This is a genomic window from Caproicibacter sp. BJN0012, assembly GCF_035986805.1.
GTDB lineage: Bacteria > Bacillota > Clostridia > Oscillospirales > Acutalibacteraceae > Caproicibacter.
The window spans coordinates 1,249,614-1,267,739 of sequence record NZ_CP142518.1 but is presented as its reverse complement, the minus strand read 5'-3'; the positions used below and the strand labels follow the sequence as shown (position 1 = coordinate 1,267,739).

The window sequence follows — 18,126 nt, the reverse complement described above, 5'->3', positions numbered from 1 at the left end:
TAGACACAAAAACGATCGGCGAAAGAAGGAATCCGTATGTATACCGATCCCCGTTTAACCGCCGGAACGCTGGAGCAGATCCGGCGCGTCCGCGGTACCGGCGCCTGCCAGAGGCGCTTTCAGGAAATCATCCGGCAGCAGAAGGAAGGCGCGGCAAAGCTGCTGAACGGCGGAGGACTGCGCTTTGCAACCCTGTTCGCGCTCAAGCCCCAAATCGAAGAGGCCGGGCTGGAACCCAAACTCAGCGGAAAAATGCAAGCCGCGCTGCAGATTTGCAACAAAGTGCTGGAAGAAAAAAAATCTCTGCCAGGCGGCGGGATCCCCTATTCGGATGAAAATGTCCGCAACGCTTTTCAATGGATTTTCCAGACAGGGGCTCGCGACGACGGCCTGAGCAACGAGTACGATGAAATTCTGGATCTGTGTGCCGGCGTGCTGACGCGCAGATACCGCGAAAAAAATATTCTGTCCGGACTTACGGAACTGATCTTCCGCCGCAATCGGAAAAAAGGGTATCTCCACGATCTGATCTGGGCCTTTTTCCAGATTCACGACCCTGGTTCCCTTCGGTACATCGCCCCGTATCTGCGATCTTCCAATACGAGGGACAGGGAACTTGCCCATCTGCTGCTGCATCTTCCGGAAGGCGGCGACGTGCGCAAACGGGAGGAACAGTACCGGAATTTCATGAGCTGGCTTCAGGAAAACAGCGCCTACCTTTATTATACGGGAGAAAGCCTGCAAAGCTCCAACCAGCCGGAAATCTGCAGTCTTGACCGCGAAGCGAAATATCTCGGAAAACAGATTTCCCCGCGCAAACGAACGCCGGTCGATCCCCTGACCCAGGAGGAAGAGGAATCCCTGAGCTGCTTCGCGCAGGCGGAAGAAAATGAAAAAGCCGTCCTCTCCGATTATTCCGGAAAGCTTCACGCGCGCAATCCGGAACTCTGGAACCAGTGGATTCATTCTCCGGTTTCCGAACAGATTCGCGTCGCAAAAGGCGGGACGGGGAGGCGTTTGGTATGATTTTCATCGCGGGCGACAAGATTGAGCCGGAGTCAATTCCCGGCGTTGCACAGGGCAGTGTGGAAAGCTCAGTTCTCACGCAGCTTGCTTCCTCAAGCGAGAAGCTCGATTACGACTCCCGGGAGCAATTGTTGTTTGAACTGCACGTGCGCAGCCAGACCGTAGCCGCCGCCAGAGAATTGGACCGCAGCGGCATGGATTTCGCGATTTTCAGGAAATCCAGATGCAACCCGAACTTCTGGGACCGCACGGCGGAAGGCGGATTCCGGCTGAAAAGCGGCGCCAAGCCCAGCGAGGCGATTCAGGATATTTTTGAGCACGGGCGCAAGTACGCGACGGAATGCGCGACCGCCATGGTCATCGTCTACTACCGCGCACTTCTCGCCGTTTGGGGACCCGAAACGTTCGACCGGGTCTTTCCGAAGATCGAACTGATGAACTGGCACCACCTCGACTGGCTTCTCCGCGAAATCGGCCTGATGAAAAAATATCCATTCTATCTTCCCGGCGACCGCCGCTACTTTGCAAACCCGGACGTCGACCCGCTGACGCCGGAATGGCAGGGGGAAAACGTCATCGATCTGAACGGAAAGCTGTACTACGGACACGGCATCGGAATCCACGACGCGGATTTCATCATTCGGTCCCTGAACGGAAACAGAATTGAGGACGCGGATGAATCCGCCTATCTGATGGATTCCGCAGGCCGCCCGAACTACAAAAACCTGTTTAAGGTCTCTCAGAACCGCTGAGCGCGCTTCTCACCATACTCCACCCGGTTCCCTCCCCGCTTTTTTCCCTCATACATCCTGTCGTCCGCTTCATGAATCAGGGAATCCAGCGTGGAGTTCTCCTCCATCTGCGCGACGCCAAAGCTGCACGTGATTTTTATTTCCCGGGTGAAACACTTCTTTTCAACCGCGGAACGGACCGTTTCAAGAATCCGCACAGCCTCTTCCAGGCTCGTTGCGGGCAGCAGGACCACAAACTCGTCTCCTCCCCAACGGACCAATAAATTTGAATCGGGCAAGATCGCCCGGATCATGCCGGCCAGTTCGACAAGGACATGGTCGGCAACCGTATGCCCGAACCGATCGTTGACGGATTTGAACTGGTCGATGTCGAACAGGGAGAGGGAAAGCGGTTCCCGCTGCCTGCGGCAGATTTTTTGCCATCTCGCGAACTCCGAAAAAAGCCTGTTGCGGCTGGAGGCTTTAGTCAGCTGATCGGTATAGCTCATTTCGAGCAACCGGGTCTTTGTAAGGAATTCCCTGTATTGCTGCTTGTTGCGGCCGAGCGCAAAAATGGAGCAGATCAGAACGGTGGCCGAAAAATAGATGATGCTGGCCGTCATTTCGTTCGGGTCCAGCCGGCCAAGTTTCCTCCAGGAAAAAAACAGGAAGCCGGAGATCCCCAAGACCGATACCAAAAGCATGTTCCGGTATCGGTTTGGAAAAAGAAAAACCGCCAGTACGATAATGTACAGCCCCGACGCCTGAATCATAAAGTCCGGAGGATCGTATTGAACCATCACAAACAGAAAAAGCGCAACCGCGAGCAGTTCGGCGGCTGTCGTCATGCGGTAAAAGGACCGGAACCCCCTGTTGCCGGAATAATACATGGAAAACAGGATAAGAAGGGCGGTAAAAACAGTGCGGAATAAAACGATGAGCGTTCTGCCGGTTCCGCTGGCAATAAAAAGGAGATCGGGGATCAACAAAAGCTCATTGAATATTCCAACCGCAAGGCAGATCTTATTCATATACCGGCGGCAGGACAAAAGCTGATAATTAAAATACGCCTGACCGCGCTCCGATTTGCCGTTATGGTCCGCGGATAACAGCCTGACGTGTCCAAATGCGGTTTTTTTCATTTTTGACACATCCTGTCCCAAGTAAGGCACGATTCACGGTTTGCTGCGTGCTGTTACTGATAATTATAATATTGAACCAATCCGCCGTAAAGGCTTCGCACCCCCATCCCCGAAAAAAAGGTTGACAAAATCTATATCGAAGAATAGAATAAGGAAAGATTACAGCCGGTAAATGCGGAATTCGGCCTGCTGCGCAAAATTTAAAATATTATGGAAGCCGTACGCCAATGGTGGCATGGCAATCAACCATATAGTGATGATTCAGAAGTCATTTAACTCGCTGTTTAGGTTAAGTGGCTTCTTTCTTTTTTGAAGCGCACCGCTTTAGCGCATTAGCGGCCCAATCCGCAGCCGGAAATAACAGTTTGTGGAGGTACCTGCAGCATGATGAAAAACATTGGGTATTACAATGGAAAAACCGGCCCGATTGAGGAAATGACCATCCCCATGAACGACCGCGCGGTCTATTTCGGCGACGGAGTGTACGACGCAACTTATGCGGTAAATCATATTATTTATGCGCTGGAAGACCATATTGCACGTTTTTACCGCAGTTTTTCCAAACTGGAAATCCCATTTGCCATGTCGAAGGAAGAACTTGCGAAGACCCTGCAGGAGCTGGTGGAGCAGGTGGATAATTCCGAAAGCCTGATGGTCTACTGGCAGACCACCCGCGGAACCGGGATGCGCAACCATGCTTTTTCGGAGGGCCCGGCAAATCTTTTGGTTGCGATCCGGCCGATTCCGCTGACGCCGATCGACAGGACCCTGAAGCTGATTACAGTGGAAGACACGCGGTTCCTGCACTGCGATATCAAGACGCTGAACCTGATTCCGAGCGTGATGGCGGCTCAGCGCGCCAAGGAAGCCGGCTGCCAGGAAGCGGTGTTCCACCGCGGCGAAACAGTCACCGAATGCGCGCACAGCAATGTTTCCATTATCAAGGACGGCACTTTCCGCACCGCGCCGCTGAACAACCTGATCCTTCCCGGCACCGCCAGAAAGCATCTGGTCGCGCTCGCCGAAGAGGCCGGTCTGAAAGTCTGCGAAAAGCCGTTCACCGTAACGGAACTGATGGATGCCGACGAGGTCATTGTCCACAGCTCCGGCACCCTGTGCAACGCCGCTGTTGAGATCGACGGCAAAAAGGTGGGCGGCAAAGCTCCCGAACTGCTGAAAAAGCTGCAGAACGCCGCTGTGAAACGGTTTGAGGATTACACGAAATCGAAATTCGCGGACTATGCAAAATAACGGCGAAAGGATTGTCACGACTGAAATGGATCAGGAAGCATTGACCGAACTGAACGTCGGACAGAATCTCGACGACCTGATGAATCTGGACCCCCGCGGATACGGGGTCTGCCGGATTCTTTACGAAGGATCGCGGAAGCTGGCCGGCGAACCGCTTACGATCCACGCGGCAAAAAAGCTGATGGAAACCGTCAGGGAAGGCGACGAAGTTTTAATCCTGACCGGTTTTGTCCTGACTCCTTCTCTCTGCGCGGAAACGGACGGAATTATCGGCGCCATGCTGTTTGCAAGGGCGGTTCAAAAGGCGTTTCGCGCAGTGCCGGTCCTCGTCTGCCCGGAAGAAAACGTACCGGCGGTCAGGGGAATCGCTCCGCTGATCGGACTCCATCTGTACGAATCAGTGAAGGAAGCCAAGCGTTTTCCCTTCTCCATGGCATGTCTGACTTTTCCAAAGGACGCGGAAAAAGCTGCAGCGCGCGCGGAAGAAATTATCGCACAGGGTCTCCCCTCCGTTGCGGTCACCATTGAATTTCCGGGCGCAAACGCGAAAGGCGAATATCATAACGCCGTCGGCAAAAGCGTTACCGCTCTGGAAGCCAAAGCGGACATTCTGTTTGAAAGACTTCAGGAAAAGGGAGTCCCTACCATCTCTATCGGAGATTTGGGCAATGAAATGGGCCTCGGTACGCTCGGCGGCCATTTAAACCGCTATATCCCCTACGCCGCGCCGGGAGCTTGCTCCTGCGGCTGCGGCTGCGGAATCGCCGTTGCAACCAGAGCGGAAACCGTCCTGACCGCAACCGTTTCCAACTGGGGCAGCGACGGAATGATTGCGGCGCTCGCATTCCTGAAAAAGGACCCGGAAATTCTGCACGACGGAGAACTGCTTGCAGAAGTCATTAAAACCGCCTCCCGGTGCGGAATGGTCAACATGGACGGTTCCCTGACCCCGGCGGTGGACGGCTTCGGTCTGAAAATGAACGTGCTGATTCTGGAACTGATGCGCGAATGTGTCACATACGCTTTGGACTACGCAAATTACGAACCGGGCAGAACCTGGTTTCAAAAAGTATTGGAACTTGGATTTTTTCAGCATAAGGAGTGATGACGAAAGTGCCTCAGGCGAGAATCCTGACCGCGGGCGACAGCGCCCTGACGGTAGAATTCGGCAATGAAATCAGCGAGGAGATCAACGGCAAGGTCCTCGCGCTGGACAACGCCATTCAAAAGGAAGGCATTGTCGGCATTACCGAAACCATCCCGACTTACCGTTCTTTGCTGATCTGCTACGACCCGTGCGCCATCCGGTATGCGGCCTTGAAGCGCAGGGTGTCACGGCTGGCGGAGCGGCTCGGCGCCGCCTCCTCCGGCGCGGGCCGGATCGTCGAAATTCCCGTCTGCTACGGTGGGGAATTCGGGGAGGACCTGCCGGACGTGGCGGCTCACGCGGGGCTTTCGGAAGAAGAAGTCGTCCGGATCCACTCCTCAAAGGATTACCTGATTTACATGCTGGGCTTTCTGCCCGGTTTCGCGTATCTGGGCGGCATGGATTCGAGGATTGCGACTCCCCGCCTGAAAACGCCGCGCGTCAAGATCCCGGCCGGCTCGGTCGCCATCGGCGGCGAACAGACCGGAATCTACCCGATCGCCTCCCCCGGCGGCTGGCGGCTGATCGGCAGCACGCCGGTCAGGCCCTATGACCCGGACCGGGAAGACCCGATTCTGTACCGCGCGGGGGACCGAATCCGTTTCGTCCCCGTTTCGGCGGAGGAATACAGAAAAATTCAGGCTCTTGCGGATCAGGGAACCTATCCGTGTACCGTTCGGGAAGGGGGAACCGGCAATGGGATTTGAAGTTCTGAAGCCGGGTCTTTTGACAACGGTACAGGATTTTGGGCGCACCGGGTATCAAAAGCTCGGCATCTCTCCTTCCGGGGCGCTGGACCGCAGAGCAATGACTCTCGCAAATCTTCTGGTCTGCAATCCCGCCGCAGAAGCCCTCTTGGAGCTGACTTTCACGGGTCCGGAACTGCGGTTTACCGCGGATAACTTCATCGCGGTCACCGGCGGAGACCTCTCCCCCGCCCTGAACGGAAAACCGATTGCCCGCTATGCGGCCCACCCGGTCAAGGCCGGAGACATTCTTTCCTTCGGTCAGGCGAAAAGCGGCTGCCGCGCTTATCTGGCGTTTGCCGGGGGACTCGGCCTTCCGGCTGTTATGGGCAGCAAATCAACCAATTTGAAATGCGGCTTCGGCGGATATCAGGGCCGCAAACTGCTGGCGGGCGACACGATCGGCTTTGCGTCTCCCAAAAAGGAGCTTCCGTTTTTTCCTCTCCGCACGCTGGAATCTCCCACTTTCGGTGGAGAAGTCAGCCTTCGCGTGATTTTAGGCCCGCAGGAAGACGCGTTCACCGAGGGCGGAATCCGCACCTTTTTTGGGGAATCCTATGAGGTGACCCCCCGCTTTGACCGAATGGGCTGCGCCTTGGAAGGGCCGACGGTCGAATGCAGAGAGAAGGCCGATATTATTTCCGACGGAATCCCCGACGGGGCGGTCCAGATTCCGTCAAGCGGCAAGCCGATCATCATGCTGGCCGACCACCAGACAACGGGCGGATACACAAAAATCGGAACCGTGGCTTCTGTCGATCTTCCGCTGCTGGCTCAGTGCAAGCCAGGCGATTCCGTGCGGTTTGAACGGATTTCCGTCGCGGATGCCCAAAAGCTCCTGCGGAAAGAGGCTAAAAAGCTCCGGAAGCTGAACCGGTATCTCAACGAATAACATCTTATCAAAGCAGCTGCCGCGCCGCCCTTCGGACGGCGCGTCCGGCAGCGGAAACGGAGGTCGATTGAATGGATCTTACAACGATGGCACCTTCCGAGGTTCGGAAATTGATCCGCAAGGGGGAAATCACCGGCCCGACCGCCGGCCTGTGCGCCGGGTACGCGCAGGCGAACCTCGCCGTTCTTCCAAAAGAGCTGGCTTATGACTTTCTGCTGTTTTGCCAGAGGAACCCGAAATCCTGCCCGCTGCTGGAAGTCTCCGATGTGGGCAGCCGGGAACTGCACACCATTGCGAAAAATTCGGATATCGCCACGGACATTCCAAAATACCGCGTCTATGAAAACGGCACGATGGTGGAGGAATGTACCGACGTTTCCCATCTCTGGCGCGACGATTTCGTCAGCTTTTTGATCGGGTGCAGCTTCTCGTTTGAATCGGAACTGTTGGAGTCCGGCGTTACGGTAAGGCATATTGAGGAAAACCGCAACGTGCCGATGTACCTCACCAACATCGACTGCGAACCCGCGGGGATTTTCAGCGGGAAGATGGTTGTGTCCATGCGCCCCCTTCCCCACGGCCAGGTGGTCCGCGCCGTGCTGATCACAGGCGGAATGCCCCGCGTCCACGGCGCGCCGATTCACATCGGTTCCCCGGAAGCGATCGGAATCCGGGATATCCATCATCCGGATTTCGGCGACAGCGTCACCATCCGCGACGGCGAAGTGCCCGTGTTCTGGCCCTGCGGCGTCACGCCCCAGTCGGTCATCATGAATGTGAAACCCAAGATCGCCATTACGCACTCGCCGGGGCACATGCTGATTACAGACGTGAAAAACGTACAGCTGAAGTATTGAGGAAAGGGGAACAGGCATGAATCAAATAGACTTGAACTGCGATTTGGGGGAAAGCTTCGGCACCTACAAACTGGGAATGGATGAAGAGGTCATCCCGTTTGTCTCCTCCGCCAACGTCGCCTGCGGTTTTCACGCTTCCGATCCCGTGGTGATGCGCAAGACCGTGGAACTGGCCGGGAAAAACGGCGTCTGCATCGGCGCTCACCCGGGCTTTCCGGACCTGATGGGGTTTGGCCGCAGAAATATGAAGGTTTCCCCGCTGGAAGCTAAGGCATACGTTCAGTACCAGATCGGCGCGCTCGATGCTTTCTGCCGGGCCTTCGGCGTCAAGCTGGTGCATGTCAAGCCGCACGGCGCCCTGTACAACATGGCGGGCAAAGACTACGACCTTGCCAGAGCCATCTGCGAAGGAATCGCGGAAATCGACGGCAGCCTGATTCTGCTCGCCCTTTCCGGCAGCGAAATGATCCGCGCCGCAAAGGATACGGGCCTGCGCGCCGCCAGCGAGGTGTTTGCCGACCGCGCTTACGAAGAGGACGGTTCTCTGGTTGCCCGAACCAAGCCGAATTCCATGATTACGGATGAGAACGAGGCGATCCGCCGCGTGGTCCGCATGGCGAAAGAGGGAACCGTGACGGCGGTCACCGGAAAAGAGATCCCGATTCAGGCGGATTCCGTCTGCGTCCACGGAGACAACGCCAAGGCGCTGGATTTTGTACAGAAGATCCGCTCCGCGCTTACGGCGGAGGGAATCAAAATTACGCCGCTTCCAACAATCTGTCTTAAAGGGCCTCGTTAAAAATTTGCTCCGTTTCCTGTAAATTAACTGGAAAGCCTTGACTGTTTTCCGCTGGTCTTTTATAATGGAACATGTTTGAATCAGGGTTCGTTTCTTCCTGCATTTTACCGGCTTTCAAAGGGAAGGAAATGTTCGGTCCCTCAGAAACTGAATATTCGGTTGAAGATTCCGGGAGAGACCGCCCGCCGCGGCGGCGCCGAAGGGGAATGCAAAAACTCTCAGGCAAAAAAACCGGGATCCGACGAAACTCCGGAAAGCCCTTTGGGCACCGAAGAGGCAATTCCCTGTTTGGGGAAGAATCTTTCAGGTTATGAAACGGAGGCATACGGCAGAAGTATCTGCCGTATGCCTCCGTATTTTTTATGATTCCACTTTGGAAAGAAGAGAAGACTAATGGAACTCAAAACCCCTCTTTACAGCCGACATGTCTCCGCAGGCGGAAAGATCGTTCCGTTCGCGGGATATCTGCTTCCCGTTCAGTACCCCTCCGGCGTGATCGCCGAGCACATGGCGGTCCGCACCGCCGCCGGCCTGTTCGACATCTCCCACATGGGTGAGATCATCCTTGAGGGCAAAGATGCGCTTGCAAACCTGCACCACCTGCTGACGAACGATTTTACCAGCATGTACGACGGACGCGTGCGCTACACCCTGATGTGTTACGAGGACGGCGGAGTGGTGGACGATCTGGTCGTATGCCGGATCAGCGAGACAAAGTACCTGCTGGTCGTCAACGCCGCAAACCGCAGGAAAGACGCGGAGTGGATCAGAACCCACCTGACAGGAGAAGTCCGCTTTGAGGACGTCTCCGACCGCGTCGCCCAGATCGCCCTGCAAGGCCCGAAGGCACCTGAAATCCTGAAAAAGCTCGCGGAGGAATCCTCCATTCCGCAGAAATACTACACTTTTGTGGAAAAAGGGACCGTGGGCGGCGTTTCCTGTCTGGTCTCCCGCACCGGCTACACCGGCGAACTCGGCTATGAATTTTACTGCGCGCCGCAGGATGCGGAACGGCTTTGGGACCTTCTTCTGGAAGCCGGAAAGGAGTATGGCCTGATTCCCTGCGGGCTCGGCGCGCGCGACACGCTCCGGCTGGAGGCGGCCATGCCTCTCTACGGCCATGAAATGGATGAAACCGTCAATCCGTTTGAGGCGGGCCTTTCCTTCGGCGTCAAAATGGACTCCCATGATTTTATCGGAAAAGAAGTCCTTTCCAAAAAGATGAACCCTTCCCGTGTGCGGATCGGCCTGACGGTGACCGGGCGCGGCATCGCGCGCGGCGGCGAACCCGTGCTGACCAATGGATCTGAAATCGGAAAAACCACCTCCGGCACCTTCTGCCCTTATCTGAAAGAGGCGGTCGCCATGGCCCTGGTCGACAGTTCCCAAACGAAGGTTGGAGCCGAAGTGGAACTGGAAATCCGCGGCCGCTGTGTCGCCGCAAAGATCACGGCTCTTCCATTTTATAAAAGATCCTGAAAAGCAGTTTGCAAAATGATCCATTGAGCTTTCTTACATTATGTTTCTAAAGCCCAGAGACTTTAACGGTTGAATTTAAGGAGGAACAGTCATGAATCTGCCAGAGGAACTGAAATACACAAAATCCCACGAATGGGTCGCCCACCAGCCGGACGGCAGCGCCAGGATCGGCCTGACCGACTTCGCTCAAAAGGAACTCGGCGATATCGTTTTTATCAACCTTCCGCAGGAGGGTGACTCTGTGGATTCCGGAGCGGCGTTTGCGGACGTGGAATCCGTCAAAGCCGTTTCCGACGTTTACAGCCCCGTGACCGGAACCGTTCAGGCGGTCAACGAGGAACTTCTCGACGCACCCGAGCAGCTGAACAAAGCTCCCTACGATTCCTGGATGGTGCAGGTCGGCGAAATCTCCGCCACGGAAGAATTGCTATCCGCCTCCGAATATCTTACCTTCCTGTCCGGAAAAGAAGGAGACTGAGTCATGGGGTCTTATATTCCATCCACCGAGGAAGAACAGAACCAAATGCTTTCCTCCGCAGGGTTTGACTCGTTTGACGGTCTTTTCTCCCAAATTCCAGAATCGGTCCGTCTGAACCGTCTGCTCGATCTGCCCCAGGGCCTTTCCGAACTGGAGGTCCGCCGCAAAATGGGCGGGATCGCTGCGGAAAACAAGGTGTTCCCCACCGTCTTCCGGGGCGCGGGCGCGTATCGCCATTACATCCCCGCCGCCGTCACCCGCATTACGGCAAAAGAAAATTTTCTGACCGCCTACACCCCCTATCAAGCGGAAATCAGTCAGGGAATTCTGCAGTCGATCTTTGAATACCAGACCATGATCTGCGAACTGACCGGAATGGACGTTTCCAACGCCTCGGTTTATGACGGCGCAAACGCCGCGGCGGAAGCCGCCGCAATGTGCCGCGACCGCGGAAGAACGACGGTCTACCTTTCCGCCGCAACGCATCCAGACACCATCCGGACCGTTCGGACCTACGCATTCGGCGCAAACGCGGAAGTCCGCCTTGTTCCCATAAAAGACGGCGCGACCGATGCCGACGCCTTGAAAACTCTGTTGTCGGAGGACAAAACCGCTGCCTGCTTCTTTTTACAGCAGCCGAATTACTTCGGAACCATCGAGGACGCGCAGGCTCTGGGGGAAATCGCCCACGCGTCGGGCGCGAAATTCGTGATGGGCTGCAATCCCGTCTCCCTTGCCGTTTTGAAAACCCCGGCGGAGTGCGGCGCCGACATCGCGGTCGGCGAAGGGCAGCCGCTCGGCATGCCGCTCGGCTTCGGCGGACCGTACCTCGGCTTTATGGCCTGCAAAAAAGCGATGATGCGCCGCCTGCCCGGCCGGATCGTCGGCCAGACCTCCGACGCCGCCGGAAACCGTGCGTTCGTCCTGACGCTTCAGGCGCGTGAACAGCACATCCGCCGCGAAAAGGCGCTGAGCAATATCTGCTCCAACGAGGCGCTTTGCGCGCTCACCGCCTCCGTCTATCTGAGCGTGATGGGCCCGGACGGGTTCCAGTCCGCGGCGCGGCAGTGCTATTCCAAAGCGCATTACGCCGCCGAAAAGATCAGCGCGGTCAAGGGCTTCGAGTTGAAAAACAAATCCGAATTCTTCCACGAATTCGTCACCGGCTGCCCGAATCCGGAAAAAACGCTTAAAATGCTGGAACAGCAGGGCATTCTCGGCGGTCTGCCGCTGCCGGACGGCGGACTGCTCTGGTGCGTGACGGAGCTGAACACAAAAGAAGAGATCGACCGGCTGGCCGGTCTGCTGGAGGAGGATTCAAATGAAATTGATTTTTGAACAAAGCCGCGCGGGACACGGCTGTTCCATCCTCCCGGCGTGCGACGTGCCCGAAGCCTCCCTGCCGGAACAATTTGCCCGCAAAACGCCGCCGCGCCTGCCCCAGCTCTCGGAAAACGATCTGAGCCGGCATTACAGCGCGCTGGCAAAGCGCTCATTTGGGGTGAACGACGGATTCTATCCGCTCGGTTCCTGCACGATGAAATACAACCCGAAAATCAATGAGGAAATCGCTTCCCTGCCGGGCTTTACGGAAATCCATCCGCTGCAGCCCGCCCATACGGCGCAGGGGTGCCTGAAGGTCCTGTATCTTGCCGAACAAATGCTGACGGAAATCACCGGGATGGACGGCATGGTCTTCCAGCCCGCGGCGGGCGCCCACGGCGAATACACCGGACTGCTCCTGATTAAGGCATACCATCATTCCCGCGGCGACCGGAAACGCACCAAAATCATCGTTCCGGACTCCGCGCACGGCACGAATCCGGCCAGCGCCGCCATGGCGGGCTACACGATTGTAAATATCCCGTCCGGCCCGGACGGCTGCGTCGATCTGGAAGCGCTGAAAAGCGCCGTCGGGGATGATACGGCCGGTCTGATGCTGACGAATCCGAACACGCTCGGCCTGTTCGATAAAAACATCCTGGAAATTACGAAGATCGTCCACGAGGCCGGGGGTCTGTGCTTCTACGACGGCGCGAACCTCAACGCGGTCGTCGGCATCGCAAGGCCCGGGGACATGGGTTTCGACGTCATCCATCTGAACCTGCACAAAACCTTTTCCACCCCGCACGGCGGCGGAGGGCCCGGCGGCGCGGCGGTCGGATGCAAAGCTCCGCTCGTCCCGTTCCTGCCCGTCCCCCGCGCCGTGAAGCGGGACGGCGCCTTCGCCCTCGACTACGACCGCCCGCAGAGCATCGGAAGCGTAAAGTCGTTCTACGGCAACTTCCTCGTTATCGTCCGGGCTCTGACCTATCTTCTGACGCTCGGGAAAGAGGGGCTTCCGCAGGTGGCTCAAAACGCCGTGCTGAACGCCAACTACCTGATGGCGCTGCTGAAAAAACGCTATCACGTGGCTTACGACGTCCCCTGCATGCACGAATTCGTTCTTTCCCTGGAAGACCTCAAGAATTCCTGCGGCGTCACCGCGATGGATGTCGCAAAGTCGATGCAGGACCTTGAGATGCATCCGCCGACCATGTATTTCCCGCTCATCGTCCATGAGGCGCTGATGATCGAGCCGACTGAAACGGAGTCGAAAGAGACGCTGGACCAGGCCGCGGAAGTTCTGCTGGCCCTGTACGAGAAAGCGCTCGCCGACCCGGAAGCCATGCGCCGCGCGCCGGAGACCCGTGTGATCGGCCGCCCGGACGAGGTGGAGGCCGCAAGGCACCCCGTGGTGAAATACGAATATGATTGAGAAAGCGCTGATCTGCACGACCGAAAATCTGATTCCCTACCGGAACCTCGCTTTGGAAGAATACCTGATGGACACCGTTCCGGAGAAGACCTGCATCCTGTACCTTTGGCGAAATCAGAACACCGTGGTGATCGGGCGGAACCAGAACTGCTGGAAGGAATGCCGGGTCAAAGAGCTGGAAGCCGACGGCGGGCATCTGGTCCGCCGCCTCTCCGGCGGGGGCGCGGTCTTCCACGATCTGGGCAACCTGAATTTCACATTTCTGGTCCGCAAATCGGATTACGACGTATCCCGCCAGTTGGATGTTATTCTGCACGCCGTCTCCGCCTGCGGAATTCACGCCGAAAAATCGGGACGCAACGACGTCACGGTCGACGGACGCAAATTTTCCGGGAATGCGTTCTATTTCAGCGGGCAAAGCGCTTACCATCACGGCACCATCCTGATTGACGTGGATAAGGAAAAGGCGGGGAAATACCTGAGCGTCTCCGCCGAAAAAATCCGCTCAAAGGGAGTCGATTCCGTCCGGTCGCGCATTGCGAATCTGAACGAATTCAGCCCCGGCCTGACGGTGGATCGCATGGAGCGGGAACTGTGCGAAGCGTTTGGGAGGGTGTACGGGATAAAGCCGGAGCTGCTTCCAGCGGAGTCGGTTGACGCAAGCCGAGTGGAAGAGCTTCGCCGGAAATTTGCCGATCCGGCCTGGATCTACGGGCAAAATATCCCGTTCAACTGCGAATTTTCCAGCCGCTTCGATTGGGGCGGTGTTGAGATCGGGCTTCAGGTCCGCGGCGGCTTAATCGCCGCCTCACAGGTCGATTCCGACGCGATGGACGAGGAATTCATCCGCCGAGTCGCCCCCTGCCTGACCGGATGCCCGTTTTCCTCTGAAGTAGCGGCAAAACGTCTTCAGGCGGAATTTGCCGCAGACAGCGAAGAACGGCAGCAATATGCGCAAGATATTGAGCGGCTGCTTTATGAACAACAATTTTAAAACGGCCCGCAGGCACGTAAAAACCTGCGGGTTTTATCCTGAAAGAGGAGAAAGACATGGAGAAAGCATATGACCTGGCGGTCATCGGCGGCGGTCCCGCCGGTTATGAAGCCGCAATCCGCGCCTCGCAGCTCGGGCTTTCGACCGCACTGATCGAAAACAGGGAAGTGGGCGGAACCTGTCTGAACCGGGGCTGTATTCCAACCAAAAGCATCCTTCACTCTTCCGGTCTGTACCGCGAAGCGAAACGGTTTGGGGAAATCGGCCTTTCCGCAGACGGTCTCTCCTTCGATTTCAGCGCCGTCATGCAGCGAAAAAACGCGGTGGTCGCCGAATTGCGCGGCGGAATCGAACAGCTTCTGCACGCAAACGCCGTCGACCTTTACCGAGGCAAAGGGACGCTGCAAAAAGCCGGCGTCATCGCCGTGACAGATGAATCCGGATCGCAGGAAATTCACACCGCACGGATTTTGCTGGCAGTCGGCTGCGTCCCAGCCGTTCCCCCGATCCCCGGCGCGGACCTGCCCGGCGTCGTGACCAGCGACGGGCTGCTCGAACTGAATGCCTTCCCCCGCCGTCTCGTCATCGTCGGGGGCGGGGTCATCGGCGCCGAATTCGCCACCGCTTTTTCCGATCTCGGCTGCGAAGTGACGGTCATCGAGGCCATGCAGCGAATCCTGCCGACCATGGACCGCGAAATCTCGCAAAGCCTTTCCATGATTCTGAAAAAGCGCGGGGTTCAAATTCATACTTCTTCCCTCGTGGAAAAAATCACGGAAGGAGCGCCGCTTTCCTGCACTTTTACGGAAAAAGGGACGGAGCGTTCCGTGGAAGCCGACTGTATCCTGATTTCAGTCGGACGAAAGCCAAACATTACGGGACTGTTTGCCGAAGGTCTCGATATCAAAATGGAAAAAGGATTCCTTGCGACCAACGGGCACCATGAGACCAGCCTGCCCGGCGTCTTCGCCGTCGGGGACGTCGCCGGGGGAATCCAGCTGGCTCACGCGGCCTCCGCCCAGGGGATCGAGGCGGTGGAATTCATGGCGCAGGGCGAGGAGCCAGTCCGTTCGCGCGCGGTTCCCGCCTGCGTCTACACCAGCCCGGAAATCGCCTGCGCCGGACTGACGGCGGACGAGGCGAAGCAGCAGGGGCTGGAAGTGACCGTCGGCAAGGCGCTGACCGCCGCGCTTGGAAAATCTCTGATCGAGCGGGAGGAGCGCGGCTTCGTCAAGCTGGTGTTTGAAAAGCAGTCCGGCATGCTGCTCGGCGCGCAGCTGATGTGCGGGCGTGCAACGGATTTGATCGCCGGACTCACGCAGGCGATCGATCAGCGCCTGACGGCGCGGGAGCTTGTTTCCGTCATCCGCCCCCACCCCACCTTCTCGGAAGCCGTAACCGAAGCGGCCGAGGACGCGCTTGGCGGCGCGATCCATGCGGTGCCCCGCGCAAAAAGGTAACAGAATGGATCTTTTTCCCTCTTCCCCTTGCGCAGCCTTTGTTCCGCTGATAGAATAAGGTTATGTGCTACAAAATGTTAGGAGGACAGGATATGATGCGAAAATTGCTTGCGGCCTTGACCGCCGTAATGCTTGTCTTGCCGCCGGCAAACTGCTTCGCCGCAGCAAACGGAACAATGAATCTGAAAATAGGCCAGTCCACGGTATCGTCCGGCGCCTATGTCAACGACGGAGTTCTCTATCTGGAGCTGGAACCGGTCTGCCGGGCGCTGAGCTATCAGGTTTCCAACGCGGGCAGCGACAGCGACATTCGTCTGACGGGACCATCTGACGTGATCCAAATCGACCCGGCCGACAATCAGGTCGTTCAGAACGGACACACCATCGGCGTTGCAGGCCTCTCGCAGGAGGATCTGTTGGGCGGTGGCTGTCTCCGCCTAAGCGGCACGCTTTATATGCGCGCGGACCTGCTGTCCCAATTGCTTGGGCTGGATGTGCAGACCGACGAAACCGCCAAGACCGTGACGGTCCTGCGGATCATTCAAAACATTCTTTCGGTTCAGACCAGACGGAGCGACCTGTCCGATGGCCTGCTGAGCGCGACGATCCAATACCCGGTCCTGTCCGGCCCGTGGAGCGGGCAGAGCCTGAACGCCATCAACACCGCCCTGAAACAGGCGGCCGACGCCGCGCTTTCCCAAGGCCGTCAGAACGCGCAGGAAATGCAGCAGACGGCCAGCCTCCGCAAGGCTTCCGGTCTGGAAGACGACGGGTCGCTGCAGTGCGCCGCTTATTTCGATTACGAGGTAAAATACAATCAGAACGGCCTGTTCAGCATCGTCCTGAGCAATTACCAATACGAGGGCGGAGCGCACGGCGGAACCATTCAGACCGCGTATACATTCGACCTAAATACGGGAAAACAGCTTTCGCTGGGAAGCCTGATGAAAAACGGGAGCGGCTACCAACAGGAGTTTGATGCCAAAATCCGATCGGGGATCGACGAAAGAGAAAAATCCGGGGCTCTTGTCGAAATAGCAAACAGTCCGTTTAAGACACTGGGAAGCAATCCCGATTTTTACCTTTCCGACGCGGGAATCGCATTCTATTTTCAGCAATATCAATATTTCCCTTACGCCGCCGGAATCCAGGAATTCACGATCCCCTATGGCTCCATCTCTTCCATGCTGAATCCGTCCTATCATTTCCTTTATGAAAAGCTGAACCGGGCCGCATAAGGGCGCGGGCGTTTTGCCGTTGTTTTCTTCAATGCTTTCCCGTCGGTGCACCCTGAATCATTATGTATTTCAAAACTCCATGCCGGAAGTCCATCGATTCCGCCGCAGGGAGTTTTTGATTTATACTGTAAATTTTCCTCAAAGCTGTTGGGCCACAGGCGGCAGCCCATGGCGGAAAGCGGCAGACCGCGACAATCGTTTTGAGATCGGCACATTCCTTTCAGCAGTCCGAATATGGGGAAAAGCGCATAATTTCAGATTATGTCAACAAGCTCTCCGCTTTGAATTTCAACCGGGTCATTTCAACACATTTTCGTCCTCTGTTGAAAAGCGCCGGTTTCGGCATCCGCACAGACCTGTTTTGGTTGAAAACCGTGTGGAAAGTGTTGAATCGCCTCCGGTCGAATCCTCTATTGAAAACGCAGGCAGGGTTTATGTAAATCATAAGTAACCAACTGGCACTTGTTTCTGAAATTCTTTCCACATGTGTCTCATCCGGCCCCATAATTTCCTAATTGCAATTATTTGATTCAGAAAATAATGTAAAATACAGTGGTATTTATTACAATACAAGGAAGGAGATATCTTGAATGAACCAGACGGAGCAGATCGGAAAGAAATGGGTGATATTTACCATTATAACCTTGATCTGCACCATCGCCGTACTGATCGGCGCCTTTCTGGTGATTCATCATATCCGAGAAAATTATGCGCGTTACTCGCCGGATGAGATTACCCAGCATATCATGGAAAACCTGGAACCGAAGGATCTTGTTAAAGTGGAAGCAGGGCAGGTTTCAAAGCACTATGATATTCCGGAGGGAATTGTGGAAGCAAGCTCCCTTTATATGAGCAAATCCACTGAAAGCGCATCTGAGCTCGCCTGTTTCCTGCTAACCGACGCTTCAAAATACGATCAGCTGGAGCAGTCCATTAACGCTCACATCAACGCAAAGGCTACTGGGTTCAGAAACCTGAATCCGACCCAATACAATGCTTTAAAAAATGTTTTGATTTCTCATAAAGGCCGTTACGTGCTAGTATCGGTTGGAAGCGCAGCATCGGCCGAGGAAAAATTGTTTTTGGATATGCTGAATCAAAAAAGCACTTGAAAATAGAAGCTGAATA

At 56.2% G+C, this 18,126-nt stretch carries 17 protein-coding genes and 2 riboswitches; of the genes, 16 read left to right on the top strand and 1 reads right to left on the bottom strand.

The window, feature by feature from the left end:
- Nucleotides 1–36: 36 nt before the first annotated feature.
- Nucleotides 37–1,026, top strand: coding sequence for a hypothetical protein (locus tag VA597_RS06045; protein ID WP_128741909.1), 990 nt, complete (start codon nt 37–39; stop codon nt 1,024–1,026).
- On the top strand, nt 1,023–1,778 hold the full coding sequence (locus VA597_RS06040; protein ID WP_128741908.1) for a protein-glutamine gamma-glutamyltransferase: 756 nt from the start codon (nt 1,023–1,025) through the stop codon (nt 1,776–1,778). Before VA597_RS06045 ends, VA597_RS06040 begins: the two co-directional genes overlap by 4 nt.
- Here the strand turns inward: VA597_RS06040 and VA597_RS06035 are convergent.
- Nucleotides 1,766–2,899: a GGDEF domain-containing protein gene (locus VA597_RS06035; protein ID WP_128741907.1), complete on the bottom strand. Its 1,134-nt coding sequence runs from the start codon at nt 2,897–2,899 to the stop codon at nt 1,766–1,768. The two genes, VA597_RS06040 and VA597_RS06035, sit on opposite strands and share 13 nt — an antisense overlap.
- Nucleotides 2,900–3,286: 387 nt before the next feature.
- On the opposite strand from VA597_RS06035, the gene VA597_RS06030 reads away from it, so the two are divergent.
- The 14 genes from VA597_RS06030 to VA597_RS05965 all read left to right on the top strand — a co-directional run bounded on the left by VA597_RS06030 (nt 3,287) and on the right by VA597_RS05965 (nt 18,110).
- Entirely contained in the window at nt 3,287–4,150 is an 864-nt protein-coding gene (locus VA597_RS06030) for an aminotransferase class IV (RefSeq protein WP_128744237.1), read from the top strand.
- A 25-nt stretch (nt 4,151–4,175) separates the two neighbouring features.
- Nucleotides 4,176–5,255 (top strand): DUF4392 domain-containing protein, encoded by a 1,080-nt coding sequence (locus VA597_RS06025; protein WP_128741906.1) that lies wholly within the window; start codon nt 4,176–4,178, stop codon nt 5,253–5,255.
- Nucleotides 5,255–6,004, top strand: coding sequence for a 5-oxoprolinase subunit PxpB (gene pxpB, locus VA597_RS06020; RefSeq protein ID WP_243112637.1), 750 nt, complete (start codon nt 5,255–5,257; stop codon nt 6,002–6,004). The genes VA597_RS06025 and pxpB overlap by 1 nt, the downstream gene beginning before the upstream one ends.
- Complete coding sequence (locus VA597_RS06015) at nt 5,994–6,935, top strand: biotin-dependent carboxyltransferase family protein (RefSeq protein ID WP_326975523.1); 942 nt, start codon at nt 5,994–5,996, stop codon at nt 6,933–6,935. The genes pxpB and VA597_RS06015 overlap by 11 nt, the downstream gene beginning before the upstream one ends.
- 71 nt (nt 6,936–7,006) lie before the next feature.
- Nucleotides 7,007–7,792, top strand: coding sequence for a putative hydro-lyase (locus VA597_RS06010; protein WP_128741904.1), 786 nt, complete (start codon nt 7,007–7,009; stop codon nt 7,790–7,792).
- A 16-nt stretch (nt 7,793–7,808) separates the two neighbouring features.
- Nucleotides 7,809–8,591 (top strand): LamB/YcsF family protein, encoded by a 783-nt coding sequence (locus tag VA597_RS06005; protein ID WP_128741903.1) that lies wholly within the window; start codon nt 7,809–7,811, stop codon nt 8,589–8,591.
- A 159-nt stretch (nt 8,592–8,750) separates the two neighbouring features.
- Nucleotides 8,751–8,835, top strand: a riboswitch (glycine riboswitch).
- Nucleotides 8,836–8,838: 3 nt separating this feature from the next.
- Nucleotides 8,839–8,912: riboswitch (glycine riboswitch) on the top strand.
- Between the two features lie 72 nt (nt 8,913–8,984).
- Nucleotides 8,985–10,070 (top strand): glycine cleavage system aminomethyltransferase GcvT, encoded by a 1,086-nt coding sequence (gene gcvT / locus VA597_RS06000; RefSeq protein ID WP_128741902.1) that lies wholly within the window; start codon nt 8,985–8,987, stop codon nt 10,068–10,070.
- Nucleotides 10,071–10,161: 91 nt separating this feature from the next.
- Complete coding sequence (gene gcvH / locus VA597_RS05995; RefSeq protein WP_128741901.1) at nt 10,162–10,548, top strand: glycine cleavage system protein GcvH; 387 nt, start codon at nt 10,162–10,164, stop codon at nt 10,546–10,548.
- 3 nt (nt 10,549–10,551) lie between these two features.
- On the top strand, nt 10,552–11,886 hold the full coding sequence (gcvPA, locus tag VA597_RS05990) for an aminomethyl-transferring glycine dehydrogenase subunit GcvPA (RefSeq protein WP_128741900.1): 1,335 nt from the start codon (nt 10,552–10,554) through the stop codon (nt 11,884–11,886).
- Entirely contained in the window at nt 11,870–13,306 is a 1,437-nt protein-coding gene (gcvPB, locus tag VA597_RS05985) for an aminomethyl-transferring glycine dehydrogenase subunit GcvPB (RefSeq protein WP_128741899.1), read from the top strand. Before gcvPA ends, gcvPB begins: the two co-directional genes overlap by 17 nt.
- A complete protein-coding gene (locus VA597_RS05980; RefSeq protein ID WP_128741898.1) occupies nt 13,299–14,300 on the top strand; it encodes a lipoate--protein ligase in 1,002 nt (333 codons plus the stop codon). Before gcvPB ends, VA597_RS05980 begins: the two co-directional genes overlap by 8 nt.
- 56 nt (nt 14,301–14,356) lie before the next feature.
- Complete coding sequence (gene lpdA / locus VA597_RS05975) at nt 14,357–15,760, top strand: dihydrolipoyl dehydrogenase (RefSeq protein WP_128741897.1); 1,404 nt, start codon at nt 14,357–14,359, stop codon at nt 15,758–15,760.
- Between the two features lie 92 nt (nt 15,761–15,852).
- The gene (locus VA597_RS05970; RefSeq protein ID WP_164918971.1) at nt 15,853–16,998 is read left to right on the top strand and encodes a DUF3298 and DUF4163 domain-containing protein; all 1,146 of its coding nucleotides are present in this window, start codon (nt 15,853–15,855) and stop codon (nt 16,996–16,998) included.
- 590 nt (nt 16,999–17,588) lie between these two features.
- A complete protein-coding gene (locus VA597_RS05965) occupies nt 17,589–18,110 on the top strand; it encodes a DUF4358 domain-containing protein (RefSeq protein ID WP_128741895.1) in 522 nt (173 codons plus the stop codon).
- Nucleotides 18,111–18,126 lie beyond the last annotated feature (16 nt).

Excerpts from the sequence above, each read along its gene's own strand:
- gcvT (WP_128741902.1), top strand. The coding sequence starts at position 8,985 with ATGGAACTCAAAACCCCTCTTTACAGCCGACATGTCTCCGCAGGCGGA.
- VA597_RS06015 (WP_326975523.1), top strand. The coding sequence starts at position 5,994 with ATGGGATTTGAAGTTCTGAAGCCGGGTCTTTTGACAACGGTACAGGAT.
- VA597_RS05970 (WP_164918971.1), top strand. The coding sequence starts at position 15,853 with ATGATGCGAAAATTGCTTGCGGCCTTGACCGCCGTAATGCTTGTCTTG.
- VA597_RS06010 (WP_128741904.1), top strand. The coding sequence starts at position 7,007 with ATGGATCTTACAACGATGGCACCTTCCGAGGTTCGGAAATTGATCCGC.
- VA597_RS05980 (WP_128741898.1), top strand. The coding sequence starts at position 13,299 with ATGATTGAGAAAGCGCTGATCTGCACGACCGAAAATCTGATTCCCTAC.
- pxpB (WP_243112637.1), top strand. The coding sequence starts at position 5,255 with ATGACGAAAGTGCCTCAGGCGAGAATCCTGACCGCGGGCGACAGCGCC.
- VA597_RS06045 (WP_128741909.1), top strand. The coding sequence starts at position 37 with ATGTATACCGATCCCCGTTTAACCGCCGGAACGCTGGAGCAGATCCGG.
- VA597_RS06025 (WP_128741906.1), top strand. The coding sequence starts at position 4,176 with ATGGATCAGGAAGCATTGACCGAACTGAACGTCGGACAGAATCTCGAC.
- VA597_RS06040 (WP_128741908.1), top strand. The coding sequence starts at position 1,023 with ATGATTTTCATCGCGGGCGACAAGATTGAGCCGGAGTCAATTCCCGGC.
- lpdA (WP_128741897.1), top strand. The coding sequence starts at position 14,357 with ATGGAGAAAGCATATGACCTGGCGGTCATCGGCGGCGGTCCCGCCGGT.
- gcvPB (WP_128741899.1), top strand. The coding sequence starts at position 11,870 with ATGAAATTGATTTTTGAACAAAGCCGCGCGGGACACGGCTGTTCCATC.
- VA597_RS06030 (WP_128744237.1), top strand. The coding sequence starts at position 3,287 with ATGAAAAACATTGGGTATTACAATGGAAAAACCGGCCCGATTGAGGAA.
- VA597_RS06005 (WP_128741903.1), top strand. The coding sequence starts at position 7,809 with ATGAATCAAATAGACTTGAACTGCGATTTGGGGGAAAGCTTCGGCACC.
- VA597_RS06035 (WP_128741907.1), bottom strand. The coding sequence starts at position 2,899 with ATGAAAAAAACCGCATTTGGACACGTCAGGCTGTTATCCGCGGACCAT.
- gcvH (WP_128741901.1), top strand. The coding sequence starts at position 10,162 with ATGAATCTGCCAGAGGAACTGAAATACACAAAATCCCACGAATGGGTC.
- gcvPA (WP_128741900.1), top strand. The coding sequence starts at position 10,552 with ATGGGGTCTTATATTCCATCCACCGAGGAAGAACAGAACCAAATGCTT.
- VA597_RS05965 (WP_128741895.1), top strand. The coding sequence starts at position 17,589 with ATGAACCAGACGGAGCAGATCGGAAAGAAATGGGTGATATTTACCATT.